The 13,222-nt window shown below is 36.4% G+C and carries 11 protein-coding genes and 1 pseudogene; 3 read left to right on the forward strand and 9 right to left on the reverse strand.

The window, feature by feature from the left end:
- The first annotated feature begins 180 nt into the window (after nt 1-180).
- The 3 genes and pseudogenes from wecC to HBH39_RS20125 all read left to right on the forward strand — a co-directional run.
- Entirely contained in the window at nt 181-1,443 is a 1,263-nt protein-coding gene (gene wecC / locus HBH39_RS11905; protein WP_167678538.1) for a UDP-N-acetyl-D-mannosamine dehydrogenase, read from the forward strand.
- Nucleotides 1,444-1,513: 70 nt separating this feature from the next.
- A complete protein-coding gene (locus HBH39_RS11910; RefSeq protein WP_167678540.1) occupies nt 1,514-2,956 on the forward strand; it encodes an MOP flippase family protein in 1,443 nt (480 codons plus the stop codon).
- Between the two features lie 353 nt (nt 2,957-3,309).
- A pseudogene (locus tag HBH39_RS20125) lies at nt 3,310-3,465 on the forward strand (hypothetical protein); the annotation flags it as partial.
- Between the two features lie 60 nt (nt 3,466-3,525).
- Here the strand turns inward: HBH39_RS20125 and HBH39_RS11920 are convergent.
- From HBH39_RS11920 to HBH39_RS11960, 9 genes are all read right to left on the reverse strand, one after another.
- Nucleotides 3,526-5,109 carry a hypothetical protein gene (locus tag HBH39_RS11920; RefSeq protein WP_167678544.1) on the reverse strand — a complete coding sequence of 528 codons (1,584 nt, stop codon included), beginning with the start codon at nt 5,107-5,109 and terminating at the stop codon, nt 3,526-3,528.
- Nucleotides 5,110-5,194: 85 nt separating this feature from the next.
- Nucleotides 5,195-6,709 (reverse strand): hypothetical protein, encoded by a 1,515-nt coding sequence (locus HBH39_RS11925; RefSeq protein ID WP_167678546.1) that lies wholly within the window; start codon nt 6,707-6,709, stop codon nt 5,195-5,197.
- A 21-nt stretch (nt 6,710-6,730) separates the two neighbouring features.
- Nucleotides 6,731-7,453, reverse strand: coding sequence for a WecB/TagA/CpsF family glycosyltransferase (locus HBH39_RS11930; protein ID WP_167678548.1), 723 nt, complete (start codon nt 7,451-7,453; stop codon nt 6,731-6,733).
- Nucleotides 7,453-8,574 (reverse strand): non-hydrolyzing UDP-N-acetylglucosamine 2-epimerase, encoded by a 1,122-nt coding sequence (wecB, locus tag HBH39_RS11935; protein ID WP_167678551.1) that lies wholly within the window; start codon nt 8,572-8,574, stop codon nt 7,453-7,455. The genes HBH39_RS11930 and wecB overlap by 1 nt, the downstream gene beginning before the upstream one ends.
- Complete coding sequence (locus tag HBH39_RS11940) at nt 8,571-9,881, reverse strand: O-antigen ligase family protein (RefSeq protein WP_167678553.1); 1,311 nt, start codon at nt 9,879-9,881, stop codon at nt 8,571-8,573. Before HBH39_RS11940 ends, wecB begins: the two co-directional genes overlap by 4 nt.
- 5 nt (nt 9,882-9,886) lie before the next feature.
- The gene (locus tag HBH39_RS11945) at nt 9,887-10,843 is read right to left on the reverse strand and encodes a Wzz/FepE/Etk N-terminal domain-containing protein (protein WP_167678555.1); all 957 of its coding nucleotides are present in this window, start codon (nt 10,841-10,843) and stop codon (nt 9,887-9,889) included.
- A gap of 77 nt (nt 10,844-10,920) precedes the next feature.
- Nucleotides 10,921-11,373 (reverse strand): PssE/Cps14G family polysaccharide biosynthesis glycosyltransferase, encoded by a 453-nt coding sequence (gene pssE, locus HBH39_RS11950; RefSeq protein WP_167678557.1) that lies wholly within the window; start codon nt 11,371-11,373, stop codon nt 10,921-10,923.
- The gene (pssD, locus tag HBH39_RS11955; protein ID WP_167678559.1) at nt 11,370-11,852 is read right to left on the reverse strand and encodes a PssD/Cps14F family polysaccharide biosynthesis glycosyltransferase; all 483 of its coding nucleotides are present in this window, start codon (nt 11,850-11,852) and stop codon (nt 11,370-11,372) included. The genes pssE and pssD overlap by 4 nt, the downstream gene beginning before the upstream one ends.
- 133 nt (nt 11,853-11,985) lie before the next feature.
- Nucleotides 11,986-13,047 carry a glycosyltransferase gene (locus HBH39_RS11960; protein ID WP_167678561.1) on the reverse strand — a complete coding sequence of 354 codons (1,062 nt, stop codon included), beginning with the start codon at nt 13,045-13,047 and terminating at the stop codon, nt 11,986-11,988.
- Nucleotides 13,048-13,222: the final 175 nt, after the last annotated feature.

Consider the following 13,222-nt stretch of genomic DNA (forward strand, 5'->3'; position numbering starts at 1 on the left):
ATATTATATGAGTGATATTAGCCCTTACTGTAATCATGGAAGTTAGACATCGCGCTATTGTAGAAGATTTACTATTTAGCTAAAATGCGGGCACTTAAATTTATACACTAGGTGTTCCACGGATCATCATATGAAATTTATTGCATAATTTAGCAACGAACACCTTAATTAGGATTACCGATGTCTTTTAAAACTGTTTCAGTTATTGGTTTAGGTTACATAGGCTTACCTACCGCAGCAATGTTTGCTTCAAGAAAAGTAAATGTAATTGGTGTAGATGTTAACCAGCATGCTGTAAATACCATTAATCAGGGTAAAATTCACATTATTGAACCTGAATTAGATGCCATTGTTTTCAAGGCTGTACAGGATGGATATTTAACGGCTTCACTCGAAGCAAAACCTGCAGATGCATTTTTAGTAGCTGTACCTACTCCATTTAAAGAAGAACATCAACCCGATCTGACATACATAAAGTCTGCGTGTGAATCTATCGGACCCGTTCTTCAAAAAGGCAACTTGGTTATACTTGAATCAACTTCACCGGTTGGTGCAACAGAATTAATGGCTGAATGGTTAGCTGAACTGAGACCAGATTTATCTTTCCCACAGCAGGCTGGTGAGTCTTGTGATATTAACATTGCACATTGTCCAGAACGAGTTCTTCCTGGCCATGTGGTAAGGGAATTAGTTGCTAATGATAGAGTTATTGGTGGATTAACCGATAAATGCTCTCAAAGAAGTGTTGAGTTATACAAAATTTTCGTAGAAGGTGATTGTATTGTTACTAATGCCAGAACTGCGGAAATGGCAAAATTGACTGAAAACTCTTCACGCGATGTTAGCATCGCTTTCGCTAATGAATTATCGTTAATTTGTGACGAATTAGATATTAATGTTTGGGAATTAATATCCTTAGCAAATCGTCATCCAAGAGTTAATATTTTGCAACCAGGACCAGGTGTGGGTGGGCATTGTATTGCCGTTGACCCTTGGTTTATTGTTTCCAAAACCCCTGACGTTGCTCGACTGATTCGCACAGCTCGAGAAGTCAATGACAGCAAGCCTTTGTGGGTCATTGAAAAAGTGAAAAAACTAATGGGTGAATTTTTGATCAACAATCCATCCAAATCTGCAGCTGATCTCACTGTCGCCTGTTTTGGTTTAGCATTTAAACCTAATATTGATGATCTGAGAGAAAGCCCTGCGTTATTTATCACTGAGACATTGGCTAATACATTACCAAGTAAAGTAATTGCTGTAGAGCCCAATGTAGAATCATTTACGTCTAAAAAAGCGCCAGCACTCACATTAAGCACAATGGAAGATGCACTTAATGCAGATATTTTGGTTATGCTGGTTGATCATGATGAATTCAAAACGATACATACTGACAAACTCAATCATAATTTGGTTATTGATACCAAAGGTATATGGGGTTAATACAATACAAACATCATATAATGTTAGGTGAGGTTATGAATCATCTCACCTAACAGGATTATAAAAATTTATGTCTCATAAAAAACACGCCATTAGTGGTGCAAAGTGGATGACGCTTTCTATGGTTATTGTCACTGCATTACAAATGACGCAAATGGTAGTGTTAGCTCGTCTTCTTACTCCAGAAGCATTTGGCACCATCGCTCTTTTAATGATAGTAATAGGGTTAGCCGACCTCCAAACCCAATTGGGACTTCATCAAGTCATCATCCAAGACCAACATTTAACTCAAACTCAAACATCTTCTCTGTACTGGCTTTCCATCTCCCTTGGAATAATCATGTACATAATAATTAATGTAGGCTACTTCATCGGGGGGTTATTCTTTTATGATCCTCAACTTCATGGCTATTTGGAAACCATAACATTAGCGTTCATCATCTTGCCTTTAGGCGGGCAGTTTTCAGCTCAGCTACAAAAAAACTTTAAATTCAAGCAGTATGCCCAAACAGAGGTAATTGGTGCAGTGACAGGTGTTATTACTGCAATTACTTTAGCTATTAATGACTACGGTATTTGGTCTTTAATTCTTGCCTATATTGCGCGTTGCACCGTGTTAAGCCTAACCTTAATTATTTTTGGGTTTAAAAATCAGTTCAAAATTTCTGCAGAATTTAGTTTAGCAGCAATAAGAAACCAACTTAAATTTGCATTGAATTTACTTGGAGGAAATTTATTAAATTTCTTGACGTCCCGAGTTGACCAAATGCTAGTGGGCCTATTTCTGGGTGCGCAAGCCTTAGGCTATTACAGCATGGCATTTAACCTTATAATCCAACCTATTTTAAAACTTAACCCAATTATTACTCGAGTCGCTTTACCTATCATGTCGCAACTGCGTACAGACAAACAAGCTTTAAAACAAGGGTATTTCACCTTATTAGATATCATTTGCAGCTTTAATGCCCCTGTGTTTCTTGGCGTTTTAGCTACAGCTTCTATGTTAATCCCTGTAGTAATTGGTCCTCAGTGGCTTCAAGTAACGCCAATACTGCAAACTCTCTGTATTTACGCTTTCTTTTATTCAATTTTCTTCTCAGGTATCAGTTTTGTTATAGCGTCAGGGCAATCACACCTTGTATTCAGATGGAATATCATTACAGCAGTGACAACAACTATTACGGTATTAATTGCAACTCAAGTTGGTGACTTACTTACCGTAGCTCAAGGCTTGTGTATCACACAATTAGGTTTAGTTTTTCTTTGGTACCGTCAAATTGTGAACAAAATCATCGACACAAGTTTCATTGAGATGATAATCACTATTGCTAAACCTTTTTTAATTGCATCATGTATGAGCCTTATCGTCATCAGCACAGAGATACAAACATTAACGGACTCGGAGCTACTGAAACTGATAATGTCTATTACAATTGGTATGTTTGCATATATAGGGTTAAGTATATTGTTTAGACCCGAGATAAAATATGCTATCAAAAAGAGGTTAAAATGAAAAAAATATACCTAGTACTTTATTATACAATTCTCAATAAATTACCAGATAATGATAGAGGTAAAATTGGAAAAATAAGTAGAAGAATCAGAGGTTTTGCTTGTAAAAAAATATTTAAAGAAACTAAAAAAAACATCAATATTAATAAATATGTAGATTTTGGTTCAGGTGCTAATATAAAACTAGGAGAAAACTCCAGCTTTGGAAACTACTGTCAAATAGCCAATGACCTTGAGTGTGGCGACAACGTGATGATGGCGCCTGAAGTTGTGATATTTTCTGTAAATCACGCACATGACAGAACAGATATACCACTAATTAAACAAGGAAATCTCGCGCCTAGGCCTGTTCGGATTCATGATGACGTATGGATTGGTCAGAGAGCTATGATCATGCCAGGAGTAACTATTAACAAAGGATCTATCATTGCAGCAGGAAGTATTGTAACCAAAGATGTCCCTGAATATAGTATTGTAGGCGGAAATCCAGCAAAATTTATAAGAAAACGATAAAGTTACGACAGGTCATAAAAATAATGACCTGCCCATATTATCTATTACACTTATCTATTATGGATATAAATTTAATTTTGAAAGATCATTGTTAATACTCTCTCCGCCAAAATAATGTAGGCCTGGATTTAAACCATAAATATTAAAGTTATGAAATACGCTATTACTTACATCACCATGGAAAGTGATTCCGCCAAAACTGCTATCTCGCTTATTTCTACTTTGTATTCCATTTCTTGAAAAGTTGGAATTATCAATCGCAGATAATGACAAGTGAGTCCAATTAATACTTGTAGCCTCTCCTTCAATCCAGTTGTTTGTAAAAGTTAAATATTTCTGATTTTTAACGACAACAAAACCAGAACCAAACTTACGCTCATCAAACTGTTTATCTAGCCGAGAAGGATCTCCGTTACTGAATGTATTACTATCTACAAGAAAATCTTCTGATGTCTGCCGGGTTCTCAGTGCTAGCGCACTCTTCTCTGTGCCAATAACTAAGTTGTTTAAAATAGAAATTGAACCATATGTTCCTGACGTTGTATTTTCTACAGCAATTCCGCTAATACTCTCAAATATAAAGTTATCATTTAACTTAATATTTGCAATATGCTCCCAACTTTCTAAAAGAATACCTGAGCCAACTCTAGAAGCACAATTCTGTGAAATAACCGAATCTTTTAAGTAATGAGATTTAAAAGCTACTCCATATTTATGACCATTAAAATCCTTCAGAGCCTCTCGTTTACAAGTGTAACCAGAAGAATTTATGTAATTTGATGTTATGTTAAAATTACTACCATTAGCTCTAATTGCACCTTGTTTAAAGTTATTAATCCTATTGTGCAATATATTAATTATAGAGAAACGTTCATCTTGATCATAATATATGGCTGTTGCACCTAATAAGCCATAACGCTCGGTCGGTCTTTCAAAATTTTGTAAATCAAATTCATTTTTAAATAAATTATGTTTACTTTCCCCTAAAAATGAATCTGATAAAGCAAAATACAAACCAACCTTTTTTATCTCACTAACTTTATTGTGAGTAAAATTTAAGTTCTTTACATTCTTAAAACCAATCCCACTGCCAATTGGTCTAGGGTCATCTGGTGAACTCTGATCTTCGATTCTCAATGCTAGACCAGATTTTTCAAATTGTGAATTGGTCACAGTTACATTATTTACATTGAAGATAGATACTAAATCGGCTGCACTTTTTGACACGGAGATATTCATTAAAGATAAATTCTCAGACTCTTCACCATGATTAGAGCCAAAAAAGACCAACGAAGAACCTTGCTCTGTTGAACCAATGTCATAATCCAGCCCTTCTATTGAAATATTAGAAATAGATAGATTATTAACTTCTTCAAACTTCAAACCATTTGTTTTTATGACAAAACTAGAATCTTTACCTGTAATTGACAAACCATCATAGGAATCACCATAGAAATAGGCATTTTCAATGATCACCTCTGGAAGATCAACAAACAGGACTTCATTACGACTAATACTGTCTTCTACTGCCTGATTGAATTCATCTGAACAATCTAAATTTGCATTAGTGCAATAGCTTGATAAATTGACACCGAAAACGGAGTGACTTATAAATAAAAAACCAAATATTATCTTTTTCATTAACTAACCTTATTAAAAATATTTATAAATATCACATTTATTTAACCTAAAATTTTCAATCCTCAAAAAAACGTTATTTTTTATCTCACCTTCTGTCATTGCTTTTCAATTCTCGCTTTAGCTTAACACCATAATTTGCTCTAGAAGGAATAAAATGAAATAACAACCTATACCACAGTTGAATAAAAGGAATTAATATTATTGGTGTTGTTGGTTTATACCCTGACTCAACTGCACGGGTTAAAAAACGTTTATCAACCTTAGACCAAAGAGAGCGCATTATTTTATATTGCGCTCCGTCACTAAAATCTTGTTGAATAAATGTATTAAATACATCTATGTGAGCAAATGGTGATACTACCGTAAAAAACTGGGCTGCTAATACATTACTGCCAAACACAGTATAACGTCCGCCTCGTGCATAAATGAACTCATAGTAAGTTACCTTTTGTAGGTCATCCAAAGGTAAGCCATGGGTACGTGCTAAAAAGTCTTGGTAAACAAGTTCAAAGGCAGCAGATGACAAAGATCTATACTTAAGTTTTAATAATGTTTTAGCTCGGAATTTAACCAACTTAAAACATATAGGAAACAATTTAAATAATTCACCGATCACACCTTTGGGATTTATGTAAGTAGCTCGTTGCAAAACGTCGCCTAGATAGCCATCAAAAAATACCTTTGCATGGGAAAAATGATCACTAACATGGCGGTAATTAGAGTAAAGCAATTTAATTGGAACTAATACCCCTGTTGAAAGCATATCTAATATATCGCGTTCCTCTTCGTGTACTGATACAGAAGAAAAATCATAGCTATAATAATGGGAAAATTCCTTGCTATAGCTTTCCCCGGTAAGGATCTCTGGCGAATCTAGTGGCCCATAAGTAAAACCGTACTCAAATTGTCCATGCGCTAAAATAAAACGCGAATCCAAACCTGAACTAATGGGTAATATTTTTAATTTTTGTGGCCAATAGCTATTAATCTCGATGAACACCTCACCTATATCTTCAATTTTATGCTTAATAGGTTGTATTTGGTGATACTTTACTGATTTGCAGATATCAATAATGCAACCAGGATCTAATCGCACTATGCCATCATATAGAGTCACATTACCAAACAAATGTTGTTTATGATTGAGTATTTCCTGATGAAGCAGATTAATATTATGACGTGTTTCATCATATAAAAAAAAAGCGCTAGGGCTCAATTTTAAATATTCACAAGTGGTATCAATATAATGGCTTGAAAGGCCAAATGGATCACTAATAACCTTCGGAACTTGAGTATCACTATTATACCAGTATATAACAAATGAGCCCATTTTCATTTCAGCTAATACCGACTCGCCAAACAAAATCAAGTCTTCAGCCAATTGCGCTAAATTATTTCGGCTACCCTTATAGATAAACCAACCCGAAACACAAAAATAGTGACCTAGTGAACTATACTCAGGCTTTTTAGCCCATTCATGTTCATGATAAAAAACAGCACTTGATGAAGTAGTATACTGAGCCGGAATTTCTAGATAACCTACTCCAGCATGTAATTTAACCGCTTTATCATCCAAGCAATTCAAGAAAAAACCAAACATTGTTTATCCTTTGATGAAATGTTACAACTTATTGAAAAACGCCATTAATGTATACTTCACCAGTCTTTGCTGCCGAAAAACTCGACTTGGCTGTTTTAACAACCTAAATAACCACTCTAAACCTAAGCGACGAAAACCAGCAGGAGCACGCTGTACATTACCGGTGAATACATCATATGTGCCACCGACTCCCATAAAAAATGCGTTACATCCAGCGGCTTTGGCTTTTTTGATCAATAACTCCTGTTTGGGGGAACCCAGTGCAACTGTGACAATTTGCGCACCGGATTCAATCATATTTCGTATGATTGCTTGCTCATCATCAAAATATCCATTGTGCGCCCCTGCAATAACTACATCGTATTGAGCTTTGAGTTTACTGCATGTCTCTTGGTTAACGGCATCAGAACCACCAAGAATAAACACTGGCAACTTCTTAGCACCAGCTGTTTTCATTAGTGCTTCCCAGAGTTCACAGCCCGGAATACGAGCAACTTTCTGCGCTAATTTGCGTGATAGTACTTTAGTCACACCCACACCGTCAGCATACAATATATCTGCGTCATTCAATGTTTGCTCTAACCCTTTGTCTTCTATTGAAGCAATCACTTTTTCAGGGTTCATTGCAATGGCCATATGCCCCTGCTCTAAATGGTTATTTATAATGTCTTGTACCGCATGCTCAATCGAATGATAAGCGTTAATACGAAAGCCCAATACTGTTTCTGAAGCAATATTATTCATTACTTTATTCTCAACAAGTAATCAATAATTCTTCCACAAGCTTGACCATCACCATATGGGTTATGAGCAGTACTCATTGTAGTATATAAAGTTTTATCTCTAAGCAAGTCTGAGATGCTGCTACTGATAACCTTAGCATTTGTCCCCACCAATTTAACTGTTCCCGCAGCAACTGCTTCAGGTCTTTCTGTGGTATCGCGCATAACCAATACAGGAATACCAAGGGAGGGAGCCTCCTCTTGAATCCCGCCAGAGTCAGTTAAAATAATATCTGCTTGTGTCATTAAGTACACAAACGGAAGATAATCTAAAGGCTCTATTAGAATTACATTGTTTATATCGGATAAATGTTGATTCACTGGACCACGAACATTAGGGTTAAGATGCATAGGATAAACAAATTGCACATCTGGAAATTCATTCGCTGATGCAGCTATCGCTTGACAAATTTGTTCAAAACCGTCCCCAAAACTCTCTCTACGATGTCCAGTAATTAACACCATACGCTGCTGAGGATTTCGCCATGCAAACTGCGTATTTAAGGTAGCTTGCAAAGCTTTGTCTTGAGCAACTTTATCTTTGACGGTGAATAGTGCGTCAATAACTGTATTGCCAGTAACACAAATTTTTGATCTGGGAATAGATTCATCTAATAAATTACGCTCAGAGGTTTCTGTCGGCGCAAAGTGATAACTCGCAATGGCTCCTGTGAGTTTGCGATTTCCCTCTTCAGGCCATGGTGATAAAATATTGCCAGTTCGCAAACCAGCCTCAACGTGCCCTACTGGTATCTGTTGATAAAAGGCTCCAAGCGTTGCAGCCAAGGTTGTAGAGGTATCGCCATGCACCAAAACAACGTCAGGTTTCACTTGTTCATAAATGGGCTTTAAACCGGTAAGAATACGAGAAGTAATCTCTGTAAGCCCTTGACCTGGCATCATAATATCTAAGTCAAAATCAGGTACTATCTCGAATAAATTTAACACCTGATCCAACATTTCCCTATGTTGTGCTGTAACGCATACCGATAGTTCAATAGCTTTATGTTTCCTCATAGCCAACACCAAAGGCGCCATTTTTATTGCCTCCGGCCTTGTTCCAAAAACTAACATTATTTTCATCGGTAACTCCGTTGCGCTTCGGTAGATCCATTCTTGCCGACAGCATATTCATAAAATAAAAAACTATTAAATACACCAAAAAGAATGCCTACTGTTCCCGACATCCAAATATGGCCGCTCATAACACTTAAGATAAGCAATAAAAAGTCAACTAAAACAATACAAGGTATCAGGTAAGTATTTATTTCCCTTACCTTTTTAAGTGCAAAATAAAAAGTGAGCAAATAAAAAAGCGAAGTCACCAATGCACCAAAAAAACCAAAATAAATTATTGTATCAACAACATCCACTTCCACCGCACCTTTTCCGCGTGGATGTAATGTTTCGATGAAGAAGCCTTGTCCGAAAACTTGATGAAATAGAGTAGTTTGCTCTTTAAAAATAACAAACATTTGCGCTATAAACTCATTACGCCCAGACCAAATAACCCCAATCAGCCCTTTCTGCTCATAAAACCACATAATTCTATCGTATAAACCAAGCGTTTCAAGAAGGTCAGCAATCACGATAACCAAACCAACGCAAAAGACAATTAAAGGCAGAAAAAGCTTTAATTTAAGCCAAGTTAAGTTAAATAAATGCTTTCTTTCATTCATTATTGGAATGAAAAACACCAACAAGATAGAAGCTAACATGGTAGTTTTAGTTGCAACTGTCACACCGCAAAGTAAGGTAAATAAACTCAACAACAGGTATTGAATTCGAGAGTTACCATTCCACACATGATGAAGTACATAACCAAAAACAAGTAAAAATGCTGGGCCTAACTCATTTCCAGCATAAATTAACCCTGTGGAACCTGCCGTGTCATCTTCGACTAGTTGGTAAGTTGCTTTACCAACTCCAGATGCCGCCAATATAAAGTTGAAAGACAAAATAAGGAAAGAAAACTGCATTATTTTCTTTCCAAAATGAAATGCCAAGTTAGGTGCACGCTGATACAAATGAAAAAAATAAGTCATCACAACAGCTGGCATCATAATTTTGACTGCGTAACCAAAATCTAAGAACAGATGTCCAACATTTACTTTCTTAAAAAAGATGACTAACGGACCAAGTAAAAAAAATAGTAACGTGGCCAATATAAACAGTGAGGAACCGAGATTAAAGCGCGCAATAAGTATCATTAAAAGGATAAATAATGGCATTTTATAAAGCAGTGATATTTTTAAATCCATGCCAATGTAAATCACCGAAAAGCCGGAAGCCATATCAGCAAGCAAATATAAAGCCATCATCCACATAGCTAACTTATGAAGATAAACACCTCGGCTTATCATCTTGCCATTATGATCTACTAGTGCCACAATCGTTATTTACCCACTGAAATTAGGTGTTTTTTTGATAAGGTAAAATAGATTAGTGATATCAAACTCGAGAGAACAAATGCGATCAAAAATGCAACGATACAGAGTATAGCTCTTGAGGGAGAGTCTTTATATTCTGGCACAACCATGGTGCCAAGTGACTCTAGCAATACCTCATCAGAGACTTGAGCGAGGGTATTATTTTTAATTTGATCTGCAGCTAATTGAAAGTATACGGTCTTAAGTTCACTTAACTGTGCTTCTTGAGCTTGCTTTAATAAATAATCAATGCGCTTAGTTAATTTATCAGACTCTCTTTGCTTCCAAAATAGATTTAGGTCTTCAATGAGCCATTTATGCCACTGTACAGCCGTTTCCGGTGAATAGGTAAAGACTTCAATGGAAACATAACCTTGCTTAGAAATATAAGCAGCATTAATGCTCGTTCTTAGCGTTTCGTATGCTTCCCAAGCAGTAGGAATAACATTGAAGCCTGGCGGTGCATCCCTAACCCACTGACCTGATTTTTCATCAAAAATATCCTGATCTATAATTAGTTTATTTGTTTCTTTATCCCACCCCTCTGATGCCATTAAAGGAATTAGGAGGTCTCTTTTTTCGATAAAATACTGCAAAAATGCCCGCGATTTTAAATAAGTTAAAACGACTTCAGTTTTATCTTCACTTGCACCATCGATGTTTATCCCTGCCATGCTTGCGAGCCCGCCGAATTGTGAGGCCAATTTAGCGAGTCCGCCACCTCCGCTTTCAGCACTCACTGGTAAATATATCGCTGAAGATTTGTAAATATTAGGCAAAGTGAGAGCATAAAGTAGCGCACACAATGAAAAAAAACCGGTAAATGCAATAATAAATACTTTACCTCGCCATAGCATTTCCAGAATAGATTTAATTGAAATCACATCAATATTATCTTCAAGTTGTTTTATTTCTACTGTCATCTCTTTTCCTAGAGTTTACTATTAGCTTTGCACTTATAACGGCTAAATGGCATCAAAGCCAATTAATATCAATAAAGTTAAGGAGTTACCTTTAAAAAACTTGCAATCTCATCTGTAACAAAAAACGGGTCACTCCAATAAGGGGCCGCTTGGAAGTTTGCAGCATTTGCAATCATTGACTCCATTTGATTTAGATCTCTGCAAACTTGAGCAAATTTATTTTGCTCAACAAATTTAAGCAAATCATTCTGATGCGTATCAACACGATCTGTATTAGCTACCACGATTGTTGGTTTTGCCATTTCTAAAAGTGTAAAGACCGTCCCCGCACCTGCATGGGATATAACAAGATCCGCTTGTGTATAATATTTTGAAATATCAGATGTGTAATTAAAATAAGGGCCAGATTTTGGTAAATACTTGCCATCAGACATTTGTGAAACAAAATGCCAATCATTTCGACAGAATGAGTCTAAGCATCTGAATAGAGAGTCAAATCTTGTATGCCCAACAGTAACGAAGATATTCATAAGCGCCCTGCATATTTCGCTTTAGGAAAAATATCTTTCATACTTTTATTCTGAACATAAAATTTATTAGAAATATAGTACATTACATGACCCGTTAAGGAACCAGAATAAAAACGGGACCACGATTCAATATAAACCACATTCTTTCCCATTAAACGGTAGAGTATTGATGGGACCACTGCCATTCCAGGACCTGTAGATAAAATACCAGATGGAGAATGTTTAATCGTTAGTTTAATGCACTGTATTAAACTCACCAATCCAGAGTAAGCTAACTGGAAAGGTCCTTTAATACGAGAAAATTTATCCCTAGGCTCTGGACAATAAAGGTGCTCAATTGCACCAAAACCATCCTTAACATCTGCGATGGAAACAAACTTTAATGCTGGCTCTTTGATTTTTAGTTGTTCTAATAATCGACGCATCTGCTCACGGTGACCACCACGGCCATATATAATCAAAATCACTTTTTCAGACATACTGCCAACCGCATCCAGTTACACAAATAAAAAACATAAAAACCACCTAAAATTGGAGCGGCATTGTAATATAATACAATCCAAATCACCATAACCACGCCTGTAAAGTGTGGCTTTAAAAAGTATACTTACGTTAAATACGTAAAGCATCTATAACTGTTTGAGCACAGATACTAGGAGAGTAATTAGCAATTACTTTAGCCGGTCCTTCTGACCAGTATTGCTGTTTATTTTTAATCAACTGTACAATCAATTCCGCAACTTTTTCGCTGTGACCATACTCAACCAACTCTCCAACATTAGGCGTAACGACATCTGCTATTGGCCCCCAATCACAAGCAATGACAGGCAGATTAAACGCCATTGCCTCAATAAATACGACCCCAAAAGAATCATATCTAGAGGGCAAACAAAATATGTCAGCTTGCTCAAGTAAGGTACACTTTTTTTCGCTATCAACCCAACCTACAAAATCGACTCTATCTTGCAGCCCTAGTTGCTTTACTTGCTCAATAAGTTGCATTTTCAATGAACCTTCTCCAGCAATTTTTAAAACAAATTTCTCGGGTAAAAATGCAAGTGCCTTTATTACATCTTCTATGCCCTTACCTGTTACCAACCTAGCCATAGACAATATAGTAACGATACTTTCATTGTTGCTGGTCTTGGGCGATTGTTGCCCCATAGACACTTCAGCAGCTTGCAAGATTTGCTTAGATACGGGATTTTGACAAACAGAAATTGGCTTTTTAAAACCAAAGTTAACTAACTGCGAACGCCACCAAGGAGTGAGCGCAATAGCGGAGCAGAATGGAAGAAAAAAGATTTTTAAAATATGGCGTCCAACTGAATGATTTATATAATCATATAACGTTGGTGAGTGCATATGTGCGACAGTTTTACAACCAAAACATCTTGCAGTTAGCGCAAAACTAAACTTACGGAGCATAGAAAACCATGGGCCACAATGAAACCAAAAAGTTGCGTTAGAGCGTTCGCTAATTGCTATTAACAATATTTGCCACCAAGCAGAAAACCATGTGACTAACTTACCTTGTCCATCACTATGAGAATTAACCCTGATAAACTCAACATTTAACTGTTCAAAACCCTGTTCGAACCCTTCTAATGCAGCACTAATACCACCTCGGCTATTTACACTATGGGTAGCTACAATTATCAATTTATTTTTCATGACCGCTCATTGAGTATAAAATTTCGTAAATCATTCATAATATTAACATTTACAAGGGCGTACAGGAACATTCATTTAAGGCTGTAGCGACTAAGACTTAGAAAAAGCAAACTACTCTGCACTAAAGTACCGAGATTGCGCTGTTTCATTGTTCAAGCTCCCCTTAAAACCATTT

The organism is Shewanella aestuarii, assembly GCF_011765625.1.
Lineage (GTDB): Bacteria > Pseudomonadota > Gammaproteobacteria > Enterobacterales > Shewanellaceae > Shewanella > Shewanella aestuarii_A.

What these genes read in the sequence shown, in the direction of transcription:
- HBH39_RS11945 (WP_167678555.1), bottom strand. Translation starts at nt 10,843, where the DNA reads ATGACAGTAGAAATAAAACAACTTGAAGATAATATTGATGTGATTTCA.
- pssE (WP_167678557.1), bottom strand. Translation starts at nt 11,373, where the DNA reads ATGAATATCTTCGTTACTGTTGGGCATACAAGATTTGACTCTCTATTC.
- HBH39_RS11920 (WP_167678544.1), bottom strand. Translation starts at nt 5,109, where the DNA reads ATGAAAAAGATAATATTTGGTTTTTTATTTATAAGTCACTCCGTTTTC.
- HBH39_RS11925 (WP_167678546.1), bottom strand. Translation starts at nt 6,709, where the DNA reads ATGTTTGGTTTTTTCTTGAATTGCTTGGATGATAAAGCGGTTAAATTA.
- HBH39_RS11960 (WP_167678561.1), bottom strand. Translation starts at nt 13,047, where the DNA reads ATGAAAAATAAATTGATAATTGTAGCTACCCATAGTGTAAATAGCCGA.
- wecC (WP_167678538.1), top strand. Translation starts at nt 181, where the DNA reads ATGTCTTTTAAAACTGTTTCAGTTATTGGTTTAGGTTACATAGGCTTA.
- HBH39_RS11930 (WP_167678548.1), bottom strand. Translation starts at nt 7,453, where the DNA reads ATGAATAATATTGCTTCAGAAACAGTATTGGGCTTTCGTATTAACGCT.
- pssD (WP_167678559.1), bottom strand. Translation starts at nt 11,852, where the DNA reads ATGTCTGAAAAAGTGATTTTGATTATATATGGCCGTGGTGGTCACCGT.
- wecB (WP_167678551.1), bottom strand. Translation starts at nt 8,574, where the DNA reads ATGAAAATAATGTTAGTTTTTGGAACAAGGCCGGAGGCAATAAAAATG.
- HBH39_RS11910 (WP_167678540.1), top strand. Translation starts at nt 1,514, where the DNA reads ATGTCTCATAAAAAACACGCCATTAGTGGTGCAAAGTGGATGACGCTT.